General features: G+C 72.1%; 26 protein-coding genes and 1 pseudogene. 11 read left to right on the forward strand and 16 right to left on the reverse strand.

What is annotated here, in order from left to right:
- Positions 1 to 3: 3 nt before the first annotated feature.
- Positions 4 to 2367, reverse strand: coding sequence for a diguanylate cyclase (locus IW248_RS21630; protein WP_196928441.1), 2364 nt, complete (start codon positions 2365 to 2367; stop codon positions 4 to 6).
- Between the two features lie 85 nt (positions 2368 to 2452).
- Between IW248_RS21630 and IW248_RS21635 the strand changes: the two genes are divergently transcribed.
- Together IW248_RS21635 and IW248_RS33185 are read left to right on the forward strand one after the other, a co-directional pair.
- Positions 2453 to 3130: a 5-formyltetrahydrofolate cyclo-ligase gene (locus IW248_RS21635; RefSeq protein ID WP_196928442.1), complete on the forward strand. Its 678-nt coding sequence runs from the start codon at positions 2453 to 2455 to the stop codon at positions 3128 to 3130.
- Positions 3127 to 3285: pseudogene (locus IW248_RS33185) on the forward strand (FmdB family zinc ribbon protein); the annotation flags it as partial. The gene IW248_RS21635 and the pseudogene IW248_RS33185, both read left to right, overlap by 4 nt.
- A gap of 62 nt (positions 3286 to 3347) precedes the next feature.
- On the opposite strand, the gene IW248_RS33190 reads toward IW248_RS33185, so the two are convergent.
- The gene (locus IW248_RS33190) at positions 3348 to 3560 is read right to left on the reverse strand and encodes a hypothetical protein (protein ID WP_231398137.1); all 213 of its coding nucleotides are present in this window, start codon (positions 3558 to 3560) and stop codon (positions 3348 to 3350) included.
- Positions 3561 to 3786: 226 nt separating this feature from the next.
- Here IW248_RS33190 and IW248_RS21645 point away from each other — a divergent pair, with 226 nt between their 5' ends.
- A complete protein-coding gene (locus tag IW248_RS21645; protein WP_196928444.1) occupies positions 3787 to 4080 on the forward strand; it encodes a hypothetical protein in 294 nt (97 codons plus the stop codon).
- On the opposite strand, the gene IW248_RS21650 is transcribed toward IW248_RS21645, so the two are convergent.
- Positions 4048 to 4230: a hypothetical protein gene (locus IW248_RS21650; RefSeq protein ID WP_124819962.1), complete on the reverse strand. Its 183-nt coding sequence runs from the start codon at positions 4228 to 4230 to the stop codon at positions 4048 to 4050. The two genes, IW248_RS21645 and IW248_RS21650, sit on opposite strands and share 33 nt — an antisense overlap.
- A 272-nt stretch (positions 4231 to 4502) precedes the next feature.
- Here IW248_RS21650 and IW248_RS21655 point away from each other — a divergent pair, with 272 nt between their 5' ends.
- Positions 4503 to 4919: a hypothetical protein gene (locus IW248_RS21655; RefSeq protein ID WP_196928445.1), complete on the forward strand. Its 417-nt coding sequence runs from the start codon at positions 4503 to 4505 to the stop codon at positions 4917 to 4919.
- Positions 4920 to 4947: 28 nt separating this feature from the next.
- On the opposite strand, the gene IW248_RS21660 is transcribed toward IW248_RS21655, so the two are convergent.
- Positions 4948 to 5430 carry a DUF2231 domain-containing protein gene (locus tag IW248_RS21660; protein ID WP_196930305.1) on the reverse strand — a complete coding sequence of 161 codons (483 nt, stop codon included), beginning with the start codon at positions 5428 to 5430 and terminating at the stop codon, positions 4948 to 4950.
- Between the two features lie 201 nt (positions 5431 to 5631).
- On the opposite strand from IW248_RS21660, the gene IW248_RS21665 reads away from it, so the two are divergent.
- Together IW248_RS21665 and IW248_RS21670 are read left to right on the forward strand one after the other, a co-directional pair.
- Complete coding sequence (locus tag IW248_RS21665; protein WP_124819964.1) at positions 5632 to 6060, forward strand: Fur family transcriptional regulator; 429 nt, start codon at positions 5632 to 5634, stop codon at positions 6058 to 6060.
- Between the two features lie 79 nt (positions 6061 to 6139).
- The gene (locus IW248_RS21670; RefSeq protein ID WP_196928446.1) at positions 6140 to 7003 is read left to right on the forward strand and encodes an oxygenase MpaB family protein; all 864 of its coding nucleotides are present in this window, start codon (positions 6140 to 6142) and stop codon (positions 7001 to 7003) included.
- A gap of 21 nt (positions 7004 to 7024) precedes the next feature.
- On the opposite strand, the gene IW248_RS21675 is transcribed toward IW248_RS21670, so the two are convergent.
- From IW248_RS21675 to IW248_RS21725, 11 genes are all read right to left on the reverse strand, one after another.
- Complete coding sequence (locus IW248_RS21675; RefSeq protein ID WP_231396392.1) at positions 7025 to 7975, reverse strand: RecB family exonuclease; 951 nt, start codon at positions 7973 to 7975, stop codon at positions 7025 to 7027.
- Positions 7976 to 7988: 13 nt separating this feature from the next.
- Positions 7989 to 8603: a MarC family protein gene (locus tag IW248_RS21680; protein ID WP_124819967.1), complete on the reverse strand. Its 615-nt coding sequence runs from the start codon at positions 8601 to 8603 to the stop codon at positions 7989 to 7991.
- 41 nt (positions 8604 to 8644) lie between these two features.
- Entirely contained in the window at positions 8645 to 9517 is an 873-nt protein-coding gene (locus IW248_RS21685; protein ID WP_124819968.1) for a PHP domain-containing protein, read from the reverse strand.
- A gap of 52 nt (positions 9518 to 9569) precedes the next feature.
- The gene (locus IW248_RS21690) at positions 9570 to 10754 is read right to left on the reverse strand and encodes a hypothetical protein (RefSeq protein WP_196928448.1); all 1185 of its coding nucleotides are present in this window, start codon (positions 10752 to 10754) and stop codon (positions 9570 to 9572) included.
- Positions 10755 to 10837: 83 nt separating this feature from the next.
- Positions 10838 to 11563, reverse strand: a complete 726-nt coding sequence (locus IW248_RS21695) for a SigE family RNA polymerase sigma factor (protein WP_196928449.1) — start codon at positions 11561 to 11563, stop codon at positions 10838 to 10840.
- A gap of 103 nt (positions 11564 to 11666) precedes the next feature.
- A complete protein-coding gene (locus tag IW248_RS21700) occupies positions 11667 to 12542 on the reverse strand; it encodes a PH domain-containing protein (RefSeq protein ID WP_196928450.1) in 876 nt (291 codons plus the stop codon).
- 6 nt (positions 12543 to 12548) lie between these two features.
- Positions 12549 to 12707: a hypothetical protein gene (locus IW248_RS21705; RefSeq protein ID WP_007455302.1), complete on the reverse strand. Its 159-nt coding sequence runs from the start codon at positions 12705 to 12707 to the stop codon at positions 12549 to 12551.
- A gap of 116 nt (positions 12708 to 12823) precedes the next feature.
- Positions 12824 to 13570, reverse strand: coding sequence for a DUF6758 family protein (locus IW248_RS21710; protein ID WP_372432716.1), 747 nt, complete (start codon positions 13568 to 13570; stop codon positions 12824 to 12826).
- Positions 13571 to 13580: 10 nt separating this feature from the next.
- The gene (locus tag IW248_RS21715; protein ID WP_196928451.1) at positions 13581 to 14204 is read right to left on the reverse strand and encodes a TrmH family RNA methyltransferase; all 624 of its coding nucleotides are present in this window, start codon (positions 14202 to 14204) and stop codon (positions 13581 to 13583) included.
- Between the two features lie 51 nt (positions 14205 to 14255).
- Positions 14256 to 14792 (reverse strand): hypothetical protein, encoded by a 537-nt coding sequence (locus tag IW248_RS21720; RefSeq protein ID WP_196928452.1) that lies wholly within the window; start codon positions 14790 to 14792, stop codon positions 14256 to 14258.
- Positions 14793 to 14883: 91 nt separating this feature from the next.
- The gene (locus tag IW248_RS21725) at positions 14884 to 15399 is read right to left on the reverse strand and encodes a MaoC family dehydratase (protein WP_030486570.1); all 516 of its coding nucleotides are present in this window, start codon (positions 15397 to 15399) and stop codon (positions 14884 to 14886) included.
- 548 nt (positions 15400 to 15947) lie between these two features.
- Here IW248_RS21725 and trxA point away from each other — a divergent pair.
- From trxA to IW248_RS21740, 3 genes are all read left to right on the forward strand, one after another.
- A complete protein-coding gene (gene trxA / locus IW248_RS21730; protein ID WP_007455291.1) occupies positions 15948 to 16310 on the forward strand; it encodes a thioredoxin in 363 nt (120 codons plus the stop codon).
- A 154-nt stretch (positions 16311 to 16464) separates the two neighbouring features.
- Complete coding sequence (locus tag IW248_RS21735; protein ID WP_196928453.1) at positions 16465 to 16905, forward strand: hypothetical protein; 441 nt, start codon at positions 16465 to 16467, stop codon at positions 16903 to 16905.
- Positions 16902 to 17870 (forward strand): HTTM domain-containing protein, encoded by a 969-nt coding sequence (locus IW248_RS21740; RefSeq protein WP_196928454.1) that lies wholly within the window; start codon positions 16902 to 16904, stop codon positions 17868 to 17870. Before IW248_RS21735 ends, IW248_RS21740 begins: the two co-directional genes overlap by 4 nt.
- On the opposite strand, the gene IW248_RS21745 is transcribed toward IW248_RS21740, so the two are convergent.
- Entirely contained in the window at positions 17834 to 18253 is a 420-nt protein-coding gene (locus IW248_RS21745) for a thiol-disulfide oxidoreductase DCC family protein (RefSeq protein WP_196928455.1), read from the reverse strand. The genes IW248_RS21740 and IW248_RS21745 overlap by 37 nt on opposite strands.
- Before the next feature lie 93 nt (positions 18254 to 18346).
- Between IW248_RS21745 and IW248_RS21750 the strand changes: the two genes are divergently transcribed.
- Together IW248_RS21750 and IW248_RS21755 are read left to right on the forward strand one after the other, a co-directional pair.
- Positions 18347 to 19393: an Rv2578c family radical SAM protein gene (locus IW248_RS21750; protein WP_196928456.1), complete on the forward strand. Its 1047-nt coding sequence runs from the start codon at positions 18347 to 18349 to the stop codon at positions 19391 to 19393.
- Positions 19394 to 19412: 19 nt separating this feature from the next.
- Positions 19413 to 19820, forward strand: coding sequence for a CoA-binding protein (locus IW248_RS21755; protein ID WP_196928457.1), 408 nt, complete (start codon positions 19413 to 19415; stop codon positions 19818 to 19820).
- The last annotated feature ends 65 nt before the right edge of the window (positions 19821 to 19885 follow it).

Raw genomic sequence — 19885 nt, forward strand, 5'->3', positions numbered from 1 at the left:
AGACTATCGGCCACGGCTCTGCCGCGGCGGCTGTGGCCCAGAAGACGCGCCGCCACCCGACCCCGGCCGCGCCGCGTCCGGGCCGGCCCGCGCCCCGCCCGTCGCGCTGTCCGGGGTGTCGTCGGCCGAATCCGGTCGCGCGTGCGCCGGGCCTGCCAGCGATGATTCCGGTACGCCCACAGCCGGGTCGGACCGGGCGGGCCCGCCCGGCTCCCGGGTGGCCTGCACCGGCTGGCCGGCGCGCGGCAGCCCGTCGGGTGGGCTCACCGCGCACGCGAGCACCGGGATCTCCCGGGTCGGCAGATCCGAGCGCACCTCGGCGACCCGGTACGTGTCGCGGCCCGCCGCCTTGGCCGCGTAGAGCGCGTCGTCGGCGGCCTCCAGCACCTCCCGCCCGGTGCTGCCGTGGTCCGGGAAGACGGCGATGCCCACCGACACGGTCACCAGGACCGGCCCGGCGTACGCCTCGACGGCGATGGCCGTGTCACGTACCGCCGCGCCGAGCCGCTCGGCCACGATCGCCGCACCCCGGGCGTCGGTCTCCGGCAGCAGCAGCACGAACTCCTCACCGCCCTGCCGGAAGGCCAGGTCGACCTCACGAATTTCCCCGCGCACCCGCCGGGCGAACTCGGCCAGCACGGTGTCCCCCGCGGCGTGCCCGTACGTGTCGTTGACGTCCTTGAACCGGTCGAGGTCCAACGCGAGGACGCTGAGCATCCGCCCGAAGCGGCTGGCCCGTTCCACCTCCCGCCGGATCGACTCGCGCAGGTAGCGGTAGTTCCACAGCCCGGTGAGCGGGTCGGTGAGGGAGAGCCGCTGCGCCTCCTCGTGCACCCGGACGTTGTCCACCGCCACTGCCGCATGGCCGGCGAAGGTGCGCAGGGTGGCCAGGTCGTCGTCGTCGAACTCGTCGGCGCCCAGCCGGTCGTAGAGGGCCAGCACGCCGAGCGCGGCCGCCGCGCCAGCCTCGTCGGACGACCCCGATCCTCCGGTTCCGGTTGCGCCGATGGTGGTGGTGGCGCCGCCCGGGGCAGCGAACGGAACCGCGACGTAGGTGCGGCAGCGTGGCTCACCCGTCGGTGCCTCGGTCGGCTCTGCCCTGCCCCGCTGGGGTTCCCCGGTGGCGGCGACCGCACCGACCACGCCGACACCGACCGGCACCCGAAGGGTCTGCGACCCGTCCGCGCCCTCCTCCGGCCAGCGCCCGTCCAATCCCTCGGTGCACTGCGCGACGAGCACCCCGCCGGTCTCCACGAGCAGCACGGCACCGGCACGCGCGCCGGTGGCCCCGATGGCGCTACGCAGGATCACCCGCAGGATGCGTTGCAGGTCGTGCGTGCTGGCCAGGGTGTCGCCGAGCACCGCGAGGTGCCCCCGCAGCTGGTCCCGGTTGCTGGTCAGCGCGGTGACGTAGGAGCCGGTCTCCCGGGTCATCCGGTTGAAAGCGGCGGCCAACCGCCCCAACTCGTCGCGACTGCGGACCGGCACCCGCGCGGTCAGGTCGCCCTGGGCCACCCGGTCGACCGCACCGGCCAACTCCGCCAGCGGCCGGGTGGTCACCCGGGCCAGCCGCCAGGCGGTCAGCACGGCGAGCAGCCCGGCCAGCACTACCACCCCGACCAGCGTGGCGTGCAGCCCCGGTGGCCGTTCACTGGGCACGGAGAGCACCAGTGGCAGCGGCTGCGTGTCGGAGGGCCCGAGCCTGCGCACGTACCGGCCCTCGTTGGTCTCGGTGACCTGCTCGCCGCTGCCGGCGACGGCGGCGGCCAGCACCGCGTCGCGTACGTCCCGGGACTCGGTCGTGTGGGTGACCCGCGCGGCGCTCGCCCCACTGTCGAGCAGGGTGACCGCCACCCCGGTCACCGCCGCCAGTCGGGCCACGAAGGCCGGGTCGACCAGTTGCGCGGCGGTCACAGTGCCCAGCCGGGTGCCGGCGGGATCGTGCAGGGCGACCTGGGCGGCCAGCGCACGGACCGGGCCGGTCGAGCCCGTGCTCGTGCCCCCGTTCGGGCCTCCGGTCGAGCCGGCGCAGTCCTGCCACGGGGTCGACGGCGCACCGGGCGAGACGTAGGTGACCTGGCTGGCCACGTCGGTGATCAGCACCGCGGCGGCCAGGCCCCGGCCGACCAGTTGCGCGGCGGCGACGCCCGGATCGGCGGCGAGCGCCACCGCGTCGGCGATGGCGCGTAGCTGCTGGCAGAGCGCGTCGACCGAGGTGCGCACGGTGGACGCCGCCACCGCCAGCCGCTCGGTGGAGCGGCTGCGGTCGACCGCCGCGACGGTGGAGGCGACGAAGAGCGCGCCGAGCAGGACCGGCCCGAGCACCACCACGAGGAAGGCTGCTGTCAACCGCCCGCGTAGCGTCACTCGGTCCCCCCGGAAGTTCCGCCTCCGTTGCTTGCGATGCTGACACAGAGCAACCGTGGGAGAGGCGTTGCGTCAGGAGTGTTGCGTGCCGGAATTTTCTGATGAAGCGGAAGTGACCCGAATGGCGAAGCGGGACACCCGCGTCGAGCTGCTCGCTCGCCGCCGGTCGCTGCCCGCCCCGACGAGGGCGGCCGCCGCCGGGCGCGTGCAGGCCGAGCTTGTCGCTCTGGTACACCGGCTGCGCCCACAGCTGATGACGGCGTACGTGCCGGTCGGCTCGGAACCGGGCGGGGCCGACCTGCCCGAGGTACTACGGGCGGCCCTGCCGGCGGACGCCGAGTTGCTGCTGCCGGTGCTCCTGGCCGACCTGGATCTGGACTGGGCGGCGTATACCGGGCCGGCTGCCTTGATCGCGGCGGGTCGGGGTATCCGAGAACCAGCCGGCGCCCGTCTCGGGGTGGCCGCCGTGGCGCACGCGGGGCTGGTGGTCGTACCGGCCCTCGCGGTCGACCACCACGGTCGGCGGCTCGGGCGCGGCGGCGGCTCGTACGACCGCGCCCTCGCCCGGGTACCCGAGGCAACCCTGACGGTGGTGCCCCTGCACGACGGTGAGCTGGTCGAGGCGCTGCCGGCGGAACCACACGACCGTCGGGTGCGCGCGGTCGTCACTCCCGCCGACGGGGTGCGTACGCTTGACGGCGGCCCGGGTGCGGCGCACGGTGTCGCGCCCCACACGTCCGCTGGACGAACCCGGGCCGAATGACGCACCATTGGCACTCGAATAGGTCGAGTGCCAACTGGCCGAGCCCAGATCCGGAGGAGAACGTGCCCACGTACCAGTACGCCTGCACCACGTGCGGTCACCAGCTCGAGGCGGTGCAGTCCTTCTCTGACGAGCCGCTGACCGAGTGCCCGGCGTGTCAGGGGCGGCTGCGCAAGGTCTTCAACTCGGTCGGCATCGTCTTCAAGGGTTCGGGCTTCTACCGCACCGACTCCCGGGCGTCCGGCTCCGAGACGACGGCCGGCGGCACGGCCACCAAGCCGGCGAAGTCCGAGTCGTCCTCGGGTGACAGCTCGTCCTCGTCGTCCTCTTCGGGGTCCTCGTCCGGGTCGTCCTCGGGTTCGTCGTCCTCCTCGGGGTCGTCTTCCGGGTCGTCTGGGTCGTCCTCGGGTGGATCGGGCGGCGGCGGCAAGGCGGCGGCGGCAAGCTCCGCGTCCTGATCGTCGAAGGCCCGACCCCACGGGTCGGGCCTCGGTCCACTCGGTGCCGTAGCAGATCGAACCGACAGATGGGCGTTTTCCACAGGCCGGGCGGTTGTCCACAGGCGTCGTCCGTGGGTCGGCTGCGGCGGTGGGAACTGCCTAGCCTCCCGTCCATGGGTGCCACCGCGGCGCTCGGGGACGGAAGGCGGCAGCGCGATGGTCGATCCGGAATCCGCGCGGGCGTTGCGCCCGCTGCGTCAGCTCACTCTGCCCGGCGGGCGCACCCTGCTCCGGGCCGGCCTGATCGCCGCGCTGCTCGGCCTGGCCGCCGCAGTCCTGCACACCCCGGCCGGATGCCCGCCGACAGCCGTCCCCTCCGACACACCGTCCTCGCCGGTCAGCATGGCCCGGCAGGTCGGCGAGGGCCGATCGGCCGACTCCAGGACAGGCTCTCCCGATCTGTCGGAGCTGCGGGGGTCAGTCCCAGTGCGGGGGGCGTTCGGCGAGTAGCCAGTCGTCGTTGCCGCCCGACCGCTCGCCCCAACCACTGTCGGTGTCGTCAGAGGTCTGCTCGGGCAGCACCTTGAAGTCTTCGCTCAGGTCGACGGCGCGGTCATCGTCTCCACGTGCGCCGCGCGTGCCGGGGTCTTCGGTGCTCACGAGCGGCAAGACTAGCGCAGCCACGGTCGGCGGACCGGGCCGCCGACCGTGGGCTCGCCGGCTAGGGCCTGTGTCAAAGCCCTCGGTCGAGCAGAGGCGGAGTCCAGGCGGCGGTCCGGCAAGGCGGAAGTTCGTCCGGATACCGGTGTTGTATCCGGACGAACTTCCAACGCGGACGGTCGTCGTCTGGGCCCGCCGCAGGCCGGCCAGGGGCTTTGACACAGGCCCTAGAAGCGACCGGACCACGGGCGGCGTTGGTAGCGTCGGACGGCGTGACGACCCCCAGCGGTGGCAGCACCCCGGACGACTACTGGCGACGGCCCGACACCGGCGACGACGCGGTGGCGGACCAACCTCCCGCCGCCCCCGCGACCACACCACCGACCGGGCCCACCAGCCAACCGCCGACCGGGCCCAGCAACCCACCGCCGAGCGAGCACGCCGGCCCCGCACCGACCGGGTCTACCAGCGGGTACTCCGGCCCGCCGCCGAGCCTGCCGCCGCCGGCGGGTTGGCGTCCACCCGTACATCTGCAGCCGGCGCCGCCGCGACAGCTGCCGCCGCAGGACATGGCCGACCTGGACGCGGTCGAGCAGCGCTCGCAGCGGGTCACCTACGGCTTCGGCGCGGCGGCCGGCGTGGTGTTGCTTGTTCTGCTCTGTCTGCTCTGCTCGCGAGTCATCTTCTGATGCCCGACCCCACCTGAGGGGCAGCAGCTCAGAGGGTGGTGCCCCAGACGGCCTCGGCGCCGGAGTGGCCGGTCAGGGAGACGTAGACCAGGGCGGCGATGGCGAGCCCCACGGCCGCTACCGCCAGCACCGGGATGACCAGCGCGGGTAGCTGCGGCACCCGGGGGTGTCCACTGGTTGCCACGAGCAGCAGGATGGCCACGATCCCGAGCGGCACCACGATGCGGAACAGGATGTCGCCGTAGCGGGAGTGCTCGAAGATCTGATCGAGGATCGGCCCCTGGAAGCCCCGGGCTACCAGCGCGTCGGTGAGCGCCTCACCCGACTTGACCGCGACGTAGGCGGTCACCGGCGCGGCCACGGCGAGGAGGCCCAGGGCCCAGTCCAGCCGGTGCCGCCACCGCGGCAGCCCCACGTACGCGATGGCCAGCACCGCCAGCAGCGGCACGAACACGATGACCGCGTGGACCATCAGGGCGTGTACCGGTAGACCCAGGATCTCCTCGAACATCGAACCCTCCAGGTGGATCATGGTCAGGGGTGATCAGCCTATGGTCCGCCGATCGTCCCCAGGCTCTCGACCGGACACACGCGCGCCACGTCGATCGGGTTCACTCTCCGGGCCGTACTCCCGATCTTGCCGGCCTGTGTCGGTGACCACCCGGAGCGGGCGACGGTTGTCGATGCTGATCGGGCGTGTTGTCATTGGCGAGTGTCCGGTGCCGAGGAGCTGCTGCGATCGAGGGGCCTGCGTGTCACGCGGCCACGCCTCGCGGTGCTCGACGTGCTGGCCGGAGGCGGTCACCTGGAGGTCGACGAGATCACCCGACGGGTTCGGGAACGCCTCGACTCGGTCTCCACCCAGGCGGTCTACGACGTGCTGGGCGCGCTGTCCCGGGCCGGGCTGTCGCGGCGGATCGAGCCGGCGGGCAGTCCCGCCCGCTACGAGGCGCGGGTGGGCGACAACCACCACCACGTGGTCTGCCGCGGGTGCGGCGAGATCGCCGACATCGACTGCGCGGTGGGCAGCGCCCCGTGCCTGGAGCCGAACGTCGCGCACGGGTTCGAGGTGGACGAGGCCGAAGTGACCTTCTGGGGTCTCTGCCCGGGCTGCCGGGCCCGCCGCTCCGCCGACGTCTGACAGGTGGTTCAGGCGGTTCGGGCGCGGCACCGGCGGCACGTGACCGGCGAGGCCGGCCGGGCCGTGGCACTCTTGGGCGGTGGACTCCGATGACCTCGGCCTCTTCGGTCCGGGTTCGGTCACGTGGAAGGTGCACGACGAGCCGATCCTGATCGTCGCCGGCCTGCGCTCCCTCTTCCTCCAGGCGTTGCACCCGCGGGCCATGGCCGGGGTCGCGCAGAACAGCAACTACCGCACGGACGCCTGGGGCCGGCTGCTCCGCACCGCCACCTACGCGGCGACCACCGTCTACGGCACCACCGCCGAGGCGGAGGCCGCCGGGGCCCGGCTGCGCCGCCTGCACGACCGGCTGCGGGCCACCGACACGCTCACCGGTGCGGAGTTCCGGATCGACGAACCGGACCTGCTGCGCTGGGTGCACGTGACCGAGGTCGAGTCGTTCCTGAGCACGGCCCGACGCGCCGGGCTGCCGCTGACCGACGACGAGGTGGACGGCTACTACACCGAGCAGCGCCGCGCCGCCGCCCTGGTCGGCCTGGACCCGGCCACCGTCCCGGGCACCGCCGCCGAGGTCGCGGACTACTACGAGGCCGTACGGCCACAGTTGCGGATGACCCGGGAGGCCGCCGAGACGGCGGTGTTCCTCACCGCCCCGCCGCTGCCGTGGAAGCTCAGCCTGCCGGTCCGGTTGGGGCTCACTCTGGGCCCGCCGCGCTGGGCGTACCTGGGGATCGCCGGCACCGCGTTCGCGCTGTTGCCGACGTGGGCGCGCCGGATGTACGGAGGTCTCGGTCTACCGACCACCGCGCTGTCGGCGGATCTGAGCGTGCGCGCGCTGCGGCTCGCGCTCGCTGCCGTCCCCCGCCGCTACCTGGAGGGGCCGTTGATCCAGGCAGCCAAGGAGCGGGCCGCGCGGCACGCCGCTGCCTCGCTGGCCGGCTGACCCGACCCTCCCCGGGGGAGATCAGCCGTCGGCAGGCCGGTCCATGGCCGCCCACGGCTCCTTGCCCGGCACCTGCGCGCCGGTCGGGCAGTGCCGCCGAAAGTCGCACCATCCACAGCGCGGGCCGGGTGCCACCGGGAACGCCTCGTCCGCGTCGGCGCCGTCCGCGACCGCCCGTTCGGCGGCCATGATGTCGCGGGCTGTCTCCTCCGCGCGGGTCAACTGCCGGGCCAGCGACTCGACTGTGTGGTCGTGGGCGGCGACCGTGCCGGTCGGCAGGTGGTGCAACTCCACCCGGCGGCACGGCTTGCGGAACACCCGCTCGGCCGCGTACGCGTAGAGCGCCAACGCCTGCGAACCCCGGGCGTCGTCCGTGTCCAGACCGGTGCGACCGGTCTTGTAGTCGACGATGACCAGCTCGGGCCCTTCCGGCCCGGGTCGCGAGTCGATCCGGTCGGTGCGGCCGTTGAACGCCAGCACCGCGGTCTTGACCGCCACCACCCGCTCCACGCCGAGCGGGTCGGAATCCGGCTCCAGCGTCTCGACGTACGACTCCAGCCAGCCCAACGCCCGCCGGTAGGCGGCCCGCTCCTGCTCGTCGTCGCGGTAGCCCTCGCGGACCCAGGTGCCCTTGAGCAGCGTGGCCAGCGCCTCGGGGCGCCGCCGGTCGGCGGGCAGCGCATACCAGTTTTTCAGCGCGGTGTGCACGCTGGCGCCGAGCGAGTTGTGCGCCCACGGCGGGCCCTTGGGCGGGGCGGGCCGGTCGACGTAGGAGTAGCGGTAGCGACGCGGGCAGTCCGCGTACGCGCCGAGCTTGCTCGGGGTGCAGACGAACAGCCGCTCCGGCATGCCCTCGAAGCCAAGTTGCTCGGCGTCGCCGGCGCGCTGCCGGGGGGCCCGGCCGCCGGCGGCCGGCCGCCCCGCTGATGAGGATCGTCGCACGCCTGCGATCCTGCCATCCGCCCCCGACATCGCGCGCGTGCCGTCAGGCCATGTTGACGTACTGCGTGACGAAGGCGGCCACCGCGTCGGCGATGAGCTGCACGGCGATCGCGGCCAGCAGCAGGCCGGCGATCCGGGTCAGCACCTCGATCCCGCCCGGCCGGAGGATCTTCACGATGCCACCGGAGAAGCGCAGGACGATCCAGACGGCGACCATCACGGCGAGGATCGCCACGGCGATGGCGGTGAACTCTCCCAGCCCGTCGGCCTGCTGGACGAAGAGCATGGTGGCCACGATGGCACCCGGCCCGGCCAGCAGTGGCGTGCCCAGCGGCACCAGCGCGATGTTGGAGGTGACCTGTTGGCTCGGGTCGTCGGCCTTGCCGGTCAGCAGTTCCAGGGCGACGAGTACGAGCAGCAGCCCGCCGGCCGCCTGCAACGCCGGCAGGTCCACGTGCAGATAGTCGAGCAGGGTCTGCCCCGCCACCGCGAAGATCACGATGACGCCGAGCGCCAGCGCGACGGCCTGCCAGGCTGCCCGGTTGCGGTCGCGGGCGGGCAGCGGGCCGGTCAACGCCAGGAAGATCGGCATCATGCCCGGCGGGTCGGTGATCACCAGCAGGGTCACGAAAACCTCGCCGAACAGCTTCAGATCCACGTGATCAACCTAGCCGCGCCGCGATGGGCGAAATACCCGGATCAGCCCGAAGCGACCTCGGTCACCCCGTCGGCGACGATCCGCTCGTACGCCTCGACGCTGGTGCTGAACGCGCCGAGCTGAACGGTCTTGTGGGTGCCGTGAAAGTCCGACGAGCCGGTGACGAGCAGACCCAGCTCGGCGGCGAGCGCCCGTACGTGTTCCCGCTCGGCCGGGCTGTGGTCCTCGTGGTCGACCTCGAGCCCGGCCAGCCCGGCGGCGGCCAGCTCGGCGATCACCTCGTCGGGTACCACCCGGCCGCGGCGGGTGGCCCGCGGATGGGCGAAGACCGGCACACCTCCGGCCGCCCGGACCAGTCGAATGGCCCGGAACACGTCGATGTCCTCCTTGGGCAGCCGGTACCGCTCGCCCAGCCAGTTCGGGCCGAACGCCTCCCGGACGCTGTCGACCAGGCCGGCGCGGATCAGCGCCTGTGCGAGGTGCGGGCGTCCCACGGTGCCGCCACCCGCGCCGGCCAGGATGTCCGGCCAGTTCACGTCGATGCCGTCGGCCCGCAGGAGGCCGACCATCCGTTCGCCGCGCTCTTCCCGGGCGGCCCGGACCCGGGCCAGCTCGGCCACCAGCTCAGGGTGGTCCGGGTCGAACAGGTACGCGAGCAGGTGCAGCGGCACCGCTGGCTGCTCGCCGGACCAGCGACACGACAACTCCGCACCCCGGACCAGACGCAGACCTGGCGGCAGCGCGCCCACGGCCGGGGCCCAACCGGCGGTGGTGTCGTGATCGGTGATCGCCAGCACGTCCAGCCCGGCGTCGACGGCCGCGCCGACCAGCTCGGCCGGGGTCAGCGTGCCGTCGCTGGCCGTCGAGTGGGCGTGCAGGTCGATCCGGGGGGCGGAGCCGGTACGCGAGGTCACCGCCCGACGCTACCGAGGAAACAGTGAGCACGGCTCATGTGGGTCGCCCAGTTCACCCGGGGATCAGAAGGTCCTTCACCAGGATCGGCTGGTCTCCGGTCGGCACGCCGGGCACCGCGGTGGGGCTGGCGGGCTTTCCCGCCCGCACCTGGCCGACGTCGACCCGGACCAGCTCGCCGGTGCCGTCGAGGTAGGAGGCGTGGGCCTCGTTGCTCCACACGATCGCCCCGGTCATCGGCGGCCCGGCCGCAACGGCGGTCGTAGCCGGCCCGAGCCGCTGCAGGTCGACCAGCAGGGACCGGCCGGCCTTGCCGATCTCCCCGTTCACCAGCAGCCACCGCCCGTCCGGCGAGACTCCGCCGATGCCGTCCTGGCTCAGGTCGGGACCGCAGCCGGTGCGTACCGGGTCCAGCTGACGGGTCGGGGCGAGTACGGCGAGGCAGGTCCGGCCCGGCTCGGTGGTGACCTGGCCGACGAGCCGCCCGTCGGGTAGCCGCCCGTAGACGTTGAGGCTCTTGCGGTCGAGGGCTTCGGGCAACGACCCCGCACCGGGCCGCCAGAGGGTGTGACCGGCGCCGGCCGGGTCGAGTCGGACCAGCACGCTGTCGCCGACGAACCGGACGGGCTCCGCCGCCGCGGGTACCGGGGTGCGTACCGCCCCGATGAGTTGGGTGCCGGCCACGCCCGCCACCAGCAGATCGCCTCCGTCGCGCCAGGCGACCTGGAGGCTGTCCGGGGCCAGGACGATGGCGCCCGCCCCGGCCAGCAGCACCTGCACCAGGCCGTCGTCCTGCACCACCCACAGGCTGCGCCCTGCGGTGCTCTGCGCGCCGACCACCAGCCAACCGCCGCCGCCGGGCAGGGGCTGGGCGCGTTCGGCCGGCCCCACGTCGGGCAGCACCAGCCGCCGCCCGTCGGCGCTGATCAGCGTCTCGCCGACCAGAGGAGAGGTCGACGTCTCGGGTGAGGGGGCCGGGCCGGGAATGTTGGCCGTCGGGAGCGGTCGGCTGGTCGGGTCCGGGTCGCCGATAACCACGATGGGCGAACCGTCCCGCCTGGTCTCGGCACCGAGCTGGACCATGCCGGCGCTGAGCAGCACGGTGGTGACCGCCGCGAGGGCGACGCCGACCGCGGTGCGTCGACGCCGGATTCGGTTCGCGCGGCGAATGGCCTGCCCCGCCGGGTCGACGCTCAGTGGGCGGGCAAGAGCGACCTGGCGCGAGAGTGTCTCCCGCACCGCACCTTCCACCTCGTCAGGCCGCACCTGGTATGAACGCCGTGGACCGTCCGTCAGGTTGTCGCGCCGGCCTGGGACCTCACTCACTGCTGTTCCCCGGAGCCCGTGCCGACGGGCACGGCCGCCGGGGCGGTGGGCAGCACGACCTGCGGGGTGATCGGACGCGGCGCGGCGGGGCGCGGAGCGGCCACGCGGGGCACCTGTCGGCCAGCCGCCCGCCCCGGCCTGGGTGTCGCAGCGGCACCGGTCGCGCCCGCCCCACCATCGGCGGCGGCCGAGCGGCCGGCGATACCGGCTGCGGCGGCGAGGTCCGCCGCGTCCGCGCCCAATCGACGACGCAGCGTGGCCAGTGCCCGGGACGCCTGGCTCTTCACCGTGCCCGGTGAAATGTCCAGCATCGCGGCGGTCTGCGCCTCCGACATGTCCTCGTAGTAGCGCAGCACCAGCACTGCCCGCTGCCGGTTGGGCAGCTCCCGGAGATGCCGCCAGAGCAGGTCACGGTCGAGTTGCTGCTCGATCTCGTCGACACCGGCCCGCTCGGGCAGCACCTCGGTCGGGCGTTCGCCGTGCCAGCGCCGCCGCCACCAACTGGTCGACGTATTGACCAGCACACGTCGGGCGTACGGCTCGACCGCCTCGATTCCGCCGAGCCGCTTCCACGCGAGGTAGGTCTTGGTCAGCGCCGTCTGGAGCAGGTCCTCGGCCGTGGCCCAGTCCCCGGTGAGCAGGTAAGCGGTGCGTAGGAGCGCGGCGGAGCGGGCCGCAACGAACTCGCGGAACTGCTCCTCCAACGAGTCCTTGCTCGCCACCGCCCACCTCCACACCCCTGCCGTCCTGGCAGAGTGCCACGTCAGAGGCGCTCTGGTCCATGACGAAAGGTGCGCACTTGCTCCGATGTTCGGTCGAAAACCTTCACGCCCCGTCGTCGGCCTTGGCCTCGTCGGCCTCCTTGCCGAGCCGTGCCTCGACCGCCTGCGGCTCGTACATCTCCTCGACGACACGCAGGTAGAGCTCGTTCGGGTTGGGCAGATTCTTGATCTCGCGGAGCGCCTGCTCCTGGCCGGCGGACTCCAGCACGAAGGTGCCGTAGTTGAGCGCGCGGCCGGTCGGCGACTGCTCGTACTTCATGTCGGTGACCCGGACCAGCGGCATCATCGCCACCTTGCGGGTGACGATGCCGTTGACCACCATGACCCGCTTGTTGGTCAGGATGAACCGGTCATACCACCAGTCGGCGACCTTCCACGCCACCCAGCCCATCACCGCGAACCAGAGCAGCACGGCGATGGTGGTCAGCGCGCCGACGTCCTGACCGGCGAGGAAGCCGGAGAGGTAGCCAAGCACGAAGGTCGCCGCGACGCCGATCAGCAGCGGGTTGGTGAGGTGGATCCAGTGCCGCTTCCACTCGCCGCGGTAGCGCTCGGTGGGGAAGAGGTAGCGAGCCACCAGCGAACTGGGCTCGTCTTCCAGTGGCAGCACCCGACGAGGGGTCGAGCCGGTCGCGTCTGCGCGCAACCCGGCCAGCTCGTCCTCGGAGATCTGCGGCGGCTGGTAGCTGGCCTCCGGATCACGGATCCACCCCCGACCGGAACGACCCTGGCCGGCATAACCGGGCCCGTCGCCGTAACCGACGTCGTCCGAAAGGGACGGACCGTCGGACAGGCCGGGACCGGCCCCGTAGCCCGGGCCATCATCAGGCCCGATCCGCGGGATCGGCTCGGTGTCGCGCTCGCGACGTTCCCGGTCGGGGTCGTCCGGGTCGAAGGGTGGACCGGAGGGGCTGCCCATCGGCGGCTAGGCGACGAGGCTGGTGAAGAAGTCGCCAAACCCCTGGGCGATATCCATGATCCCGCCGCCGAGCGACTTGAACACGTCCGCCGCAGAGTTTGGCCGGTAGGCGACGAAGAAGATCAAGAATGCGATTCCGGCCCAGGTGAGGACCTTCTTGACCATGGCGGGCCATCCTCTCGCGCGGCGCCGGGTCCCATTACCGCAGCGGCACCCAGAGTATCAGTGTGGTGTCGTACAGTGAATATCTGCGTCCGTTCTCCGTCAAACCAGGAGAGTTGTCAAGCTCTACCGGGTAAATACGGGGACGGTGCGCCGTACACGAGCTCGGGCGGAGTCCACTCGGTCAGGTCGTGTAGCACGACGTCTTCCGCGAGCAGGTGACCCGCACTCGCCGGCCAGGCTATCGCATGGAGCCACATTCCCCGAGCCTCGCCGGCGTACGCGCTTCGATCCGTTGCTGAATTCACCAACCACAGTGGAGTGGGGTGCCCGCCGACCTTGATCTTCGCCTGTCCGACGTGGTCAGGGTGACCCGACCCCGGGTCGGTCAGCGCGTCGACCAACTCCGGGCCCGGATCCGGGCCGGTCAGCCCGGCGAGTCGGGTGCCCAGGCCCACACCGGGTTCCTCGGCCACGAAGACCAGATCGGCCGGACCCCCACCGAGTGGCGCCGGGCCCGCGCAGGCCACCGCGGTCGCCCGCACCCCCGTGCGGTCGTCCCCGGCGTACGCCACGCCGGTGAGTGTCCAACCGGGCGGCAGCGGCCACGGGCACCACAGCGGCGTCACCGGTGGATCGGCGGTCGTGGTGATCCGCTCCACCACGCTCGCCACGATGTCCGCTCCGATGTGCTCGGGCACGTGCAACGGCGGCACCGGGCCGCAGCGCACACACCTCGAGTCGGTGTTCATCAGATCCGGCGCCCGTACCGGGCCCCCGCATCTCGGACAACTCACCGCGACACTCACATCCCCACCGTCTCCCCGGACCGCCGGCACGTCAAGCCGGAACGTCCGATTCGGCACCGTACGTGGGTCAGTCCGGCGGTGTGCCGGCATGCGCACGGATCCAGGCGTGCATCGCGATTCCGCTGGCCACGCCCGCGTTGATCGACCTCGTCGAGCCGTACTGGGCGATGGAGTAGAGCTGGTCGCACGCGGCGCGGGCCGGCGCGGAGAGGCCGGGCCCCTCCTGGCCGAACAGCAGCACGCAGTCGCGCGGCAGGGTGCCGGTCTCCAGCGGACGCGACCCGGGCAGGTTGTCGATGCCGAACACCGGCAGGCGCCGCCCGGCCGCCCAGGCGACGAACTCCTCGATCGTCTCGTGGTGCCGTACGTGCTGGTACCGATCGGTCACCATCGCGCCGCGCCGGTTCCACCGTCGCCGTCCGACGATGTGCACCTCGGCCGCGTTGAACGCGTTCGCGTTGCGCACCACAGTGCCGATGTTGAAGTCGTGCTGCCAGTTCTCGATCGCCACGTGGAAACCGTGCCGGTGCCGGTCCAGGTCCGCGACGATCGCCTCGTGCCGCCAGTAGCGGTAGCGGTCGACGACGTTGCGCCGGTCCCCCTCCGCCAGCAGCTGCCTGTCGTAACGACTGTCGTCCGGTGGGTCCCCCGGCCAGGGGCCCACGCCCACCTCAAGCTGGTCGTCGGTCACGGTCATCAGAGGGTACGGACCGCCTCGGCGCCCGGCGCGACGACCTGCCGGTCAACCGAGGTCGAGGGCGGCACCGAGCCGGTCCAGGAAGCGCCGGTCCGCCGGGCTGGCCGGTGGGTCCACCCGGCGCGCGCCGGTGCCGGGCACCGCGCGACAGACCCGGGCCGCGACCGACTGCACCCACTGGCGGTACGCGGCCGAGTCGGCGGGGTCGGCCCGCCGCCGCAGGACCCGGCTCGCCGCCCGGCAGGCGGCCAGCAGGTCCACCAGGTCGGTGAGTCGCTCGGCAGGTTGCGGGGTGCCGTCGTGGCGGGCGTAGATCGTGGCGACCACCGCGCGGACCAGGTCGCTGTCGGAGGCTCGGCCCGCGGCCACGGCGTCCAGGCCGGCCAGGCTCGCCATGACCCCGCGCTCCGTCCGGCCAGGACCGGGCGCCGCGGCGGCCACGAGAACCCGACCGGGCAGGCTGGTGAGCAGGTCCCACTCGGCAGCGGAGTAGACAGCGGTGGTCAAGGGCGCGGCTCGGCGGCCGGCAGAGGACGGCTCTCCCGCGACGGAGTGGCTCATCGGAACCTCCGGCGTCAGCATATGCCCCGAGACGGGAACAGGGCCCCTTCCCCAGCAGACCCGCGGCGGGGAAGAAGCCGGTGTTCGTCGACGGTCGAGCCCGCCGCGACGGTCAGCGCGGCTCGGGGAAGCTGGGCCGCTCCGGATCCACTCCGTCGGGCACCGCGGCGGCCGCGTACTCCCGCTTGGGGACCATGACCTTGCGGCGGAAGACGCAGACCATCGTGCCGTCCTGGTTGTAGCCGCGAGTCTCCACCGACACCACGCCCCGGTCGGGCTTCGAGCCGGACTCCCGCTTGTCCAGCACGGTGGTCTCGCCGTAGATGGTGTCGCCGTGGAAGGTCGGCGCGACGTGCCGCAGCGACTCGACCTCCAGGTTGGCGATCGCCTTGCCACTCACATCGGGCACCGACATGCCGAGCAGCAGCGAGTAGATGTAGTTGCCGACCACGACGTTGCGCTTGAACTGGCTGGCCGTCGCGGCGTAGTGCGCGTCCATGTGCAGCGGGTGGTGGTTCATCGTGAGCAGGCAGAAGAGGTGGTCGTCGTACTCGGTGACGGTCTTGCCCGGCCAGTGCCGGTAGACCGCGCCGACCTCGAACTCCTCGTAGTAGCGACCGAACTGCATGCTGGTCCCTTCGACGGGCGGCGATGGAGTTCGGCACAGCATGCCTTACCGATGGTTAAGGGGACCGGCGGGGCGCGACGGCGGCGGAAATGTCACACCGGTCACTCGCCTGGGGGGAGACGCAATGAGCGGCGGGGCCCTCCCCGGCACCCGCCGCCCACGCTCTGATGTGAGGAATTCTGCCCTACGCCTGCGTAGGTTCAACAGAGATCGGCGTCACATTTATCTTTTTGTAACACTACTGTCCGTGACGAAGCGGAGGTTGATCAGCGATCTCCGCAGGCCGGATACCTCCTCGTCAGGGCCCAAGTTACCGATTCGTAGTGCTCAATCGGGTGGATCTCCCTGGAAACGCTCCCATTACCGCTGGTCACGCAAGTGCGTCATGCACTTGCGTTCCGCAGGTCGGGTGTGAACAGACATGTGTCGATGACCTGCGGCACCCCCCGGCAGCCCCGAGCACGTTTCGTGCCCCACCGCCCGGGAATTCGATACGGTCAGCCCTGGTTCTACGGGACGTAGATAAACCGCGGTGATCGGAGAGTGCAATGGCAACCGTTGAGCTGACCTCGACGAACTTCGACGAGGTGACCGGCAACGACGGCATCGTCCTGGTCGACTTCTGGGCCGACTGGTGTGGTCCGTGCAAGCGGTTCGCCCCGGTCTACGAGCGCTCCTCGGAGAAGCACCAGAACATCGTCTTCGGCAAGGTCGACACTGAGGCCCAGCAGGAGCTGGGCGCCAAGTTCGACATTCGCTCGATCCCGACGATCATGGCGATCCGTGACGGCGTCATCGTCTTCGCCCAGCCGGGCGCCCTTCCCGAGTCCGCGCTGGAGAACCTGATCGAGCAGGTCGAGGCACTGGACATGGACGACGTTCGCAAGCAGCTGGCCGAGCACAACCACTGAGTCGTCCCCGCGACGACACCGAAGGCCGGGCCCGATGCGGGCCCGGCCTTCGTCGTACCCCCGGAAGCTGGCGCATGATCACCTGGCTGGTCAGGCCGAACTGGCCGTCGGAGGGACCCGACACAGCCGGTACATCCCGTATCGTCACGACCCGATGGAGAACCTGACCACCCGCGGGCGCGCGACCCGGCTCGGCGCGACCGCACTCGGCCTCGCCCTGCTCGTCGTCGGCACCTTCTGGGGCAGCGACGACGACTTCCCGTTCGGCCCGTTCCGGATGTACTCCACCTCCAACCCGCCGAACGCGCCCGCACCCGACACCCGCGTCGAGGGGGTGAACAGCTCCGGGGCGCTGATCGACCTCGACCAGAACGCAACAGGCATCCGCCGCGCCGAGATCGAGGGTCAGCAGGCCCGGTACGCTGCCGACCCGACGCTGCTCACCGAGGTCGCCGACGCGTACGCCGAACGCCACCCGGACGCCCCCGCGCTGGTCGAGGTCCGCATCGTCATCCGCTGGCACGGCATCCGCGCCGGCCGACCGACCGGTCAACACACCGACGAGACCGTCGTCCGCTGGCAGGCCCCCCGATGAGCCGCTGGCTGACCGAGGCCGTACCCCGGGGCCGGGTGGCCGCGTTCCGCACCCTGATCTATCTGTTCGTCGCCGCCGACCTGGTGATCTTCACCCCCTGGGTACGCACCCGGGTCAGCGTGCCCGGCGACCTGTACCGACCGCTCCTGATCGGCCGCCTGCTCCCACTGCCGACGCCAACCGAGACGTTGGTGACGGTGATCTTCTGGGCGTTGCTGCTACTCGCGCTCCTCGCCGCGACCGGGCGGGCACCCCGGCTGCTCGGCTGGGCCGTGTGCGCGCTGTACCTGGAGTGGATGATCATCGCGATGAGCTACGGGAAGGTCGACCACGACCGGTTCGGCCTGCTCGTCGCCCTGGCCGTGCTGCCCACCGCCGGTCGCGCCCGACACGGCGACACCACCCGCACCGAGGCCGGTGGCTGGGCCCTACGCGTCACCCAGGTCGCGGTCATCTGCACGTACTTCCTGGCCGCCTTCGCCAAGCTGCGCTTCGGCGGTCTGGACTGGCTGACCGGCTCGGTCCTGGCCCGCGCGATCATCCGGCGCGGCACCGACCTGGCGGACCTCATCGCCCAGGTGCCGCACCTGCTGATCGTCGCCCAGTTCGGCATCGTCGCGTTCGAGCTGCTGAGCCCGGTGGTCTTCCTGCTGCCGGCCCGCTGGCGACTCGCCATGGTCGGCTTCTTCTACTCGTTCCACGCGGTCACCATCGCGACCATCACGATCTCGTTCGCGCCGCACCTGGCCGCGATGACCAGCTTCCTGCCGCTGGAACGGGTGCGCCCACTGGTCTGGGCCCGCCGGCTCGTCGGCCGCGAAACTCCCGCGTCAGCGACCGACGTTCCTCCAGCGGACCCGATGGACGCCGACACGGTGCCGCCTGGCCAGGCCCCGGTGGGAGCCGGCGCGGAGCGAACGCTCGACGATCAGGCGCCGGTGGTCGGGCGACCAGTCGGCCCGTAGAGCCGCTCCCGGGCCTCCTGCGGCAGGGAACAGGCCGCCGTGCCACCGGGAAGCCGGTGCCGGTTGCGCGCCACCCAGCGGTACACCGGCCAGGCCGCAGCGCGGACCGGCGGGAACCGCAGACCCGCGCCTGCGACCCGCCAGAGCGGGCCACTCGCGGCAAGCAGTTTCGCAATGGCGTCCGGGCCCGCAGCGCGCGAGCCGTCCGCGCCCACCCACTGCACGGCCTCCTCGCACTCGGCCACTGTGAGGCCGAGCGCGTCCAGGTCGGCGAACTGCCAGGGCACCACCCGCGCGGCGGTGGGGATGCGGCGCTCGATGAACTCCGCGCAGGTCGTGCAGAACGCGCAGTCCCCGTCGTAGACGAAGGTCGACGTCTCCATGGTGTCCATCCTCCCCTCTCCGACCACGCGAACGCCCACCGGTGTACGGCGGGTCACTTGCGCTTGCCTCGTACACGTGTTCGAATAGTGCCCATGCGCTGGGACAACCTCACCGCTCCCCCGGTCGAGGGAGACCCCGAGCGGGCAGCGCCAGCGACGCCACCCCTGCCGCTGGCGCTGCCCGGCGCCATCGCCCGCACCTTCGACACCCCCGAGTTCGCCGGGATGACCTTCTACGAGGTGCAGGCCAAGTCCATCCTCAACCGGGTTCCCGGGCAGTCCCGCGTCCCGTTCGAGTGGACGATCAACCCATATCGGGGCTGCTCTCATGCGTGTGTTTATTGTTTCGCGAGAAATACTCACACTTACCTCGACCTCGATGCCGGCGCGGACTTCGACCGGAAGGTGATCGTCAAGGTCAACGCCGGTGAGCTGGTCCGACGGGAGCTGGCCGCGCCGCGCTGGCGGGGCGCGCACGTGGCAATGGGCACCAACGTGGACTGCTACCAGCGCGCCGAGGGTCGTTACCGGCTGATGCCGCAGATCATCGGCGCCCTGCGAGACTTCGCCAACCCGTTCTCGATCCTCACCAAGGGCACGCTGATCCTGCGCGACCTGCCGCTGCTGCGCCAGGCCGCCGAGGTGACCACGGTGGGCATCTCCTTCTCGGTGGGGTTCGTCGACGAGCACCTCTGGCGCAGCGTCGAGCCGGGCACACCGCACCCACGCCGCCGGCTGGACGCCGTCCGGGCGCTCGCCGACGCCGGCTTCTCCGTCGGCGTGCTGATGGCCCCGATCCTGCCCGGCCTCAGCGACAGCGACGAGTCGATCGACGCCACCGTCTCGGCGATCGCCGCCGCCGGCGCGACGAGCGTGACCGCCCTGCCGCTGCACCTGCGTCCCGGTGCCCGGGAGTGGTACGCGCACTGGATCGCCCGCGAGCACCCGCACCTCGTGCCCCGCTACCGCGAGCTCTACCGAGCCGGCGCGTACGCCCCGCAGGCGTACCAACGGGAGTTGACCGCGCGGGTGCGGATCGCCTCCCGCCTGCACGGGCTGCACCGCGGGGAGCGGGGCGACAACCGCAACCTGCCCGAACCGCCGCCACCGTCGGCCGCCGAGCAGCTGACGCTGTTGTAGTCGGAGCTACAGTCGGCGGGTGCGTACCGCTCAGCAGATCCTCGCCGACTCCGCCGTGATCGCCGTCGTGGGCGCGTCCCGAGACCCGTTCAAGGCCGCGCACGGCGTGCCGTTGCAGATGCAGCAGTACGGCTGGCGCATCATCCCGGTCAACCCGACGGTCGACGAACTGTTCGGGGAGCGGGCGTACAAGACCCTCGCCGACATCCCGCATCCGGTCGACCTGGTGGACGTGTTCCGGCCGGCGGCCGACGCCGTGCAGGTGGTCCGGGACGCGGCGGCGATCGGCGCCCCCGCGGTCTGGCTCCAACTGGGCATCGTCTCGGCCGAGGCGCGGCGGATCGCCGAGGAGGCCGGCATGGACTACGTCGAAGACCGCTGCCTCATCGTCGAACGCGCCGCCGCCAACCTGACCCGCCTCCCCTAACGCGAACCCCGCCCCGCCCCGCCCCGCCGATCATGCAGTTGTGGTGCCGGGTTGGGGGCCTTTGC

Source organism: Micromonospora ureilytica, from assembly GCF_015751765.1.
Classification (GTDB): domain Bacteria; phylum Actinomycetota; class Actinomycetes; order Mycobacteriales; family Micromonosporaceae; genus Micromonospora; species Micromonospora ureilytica.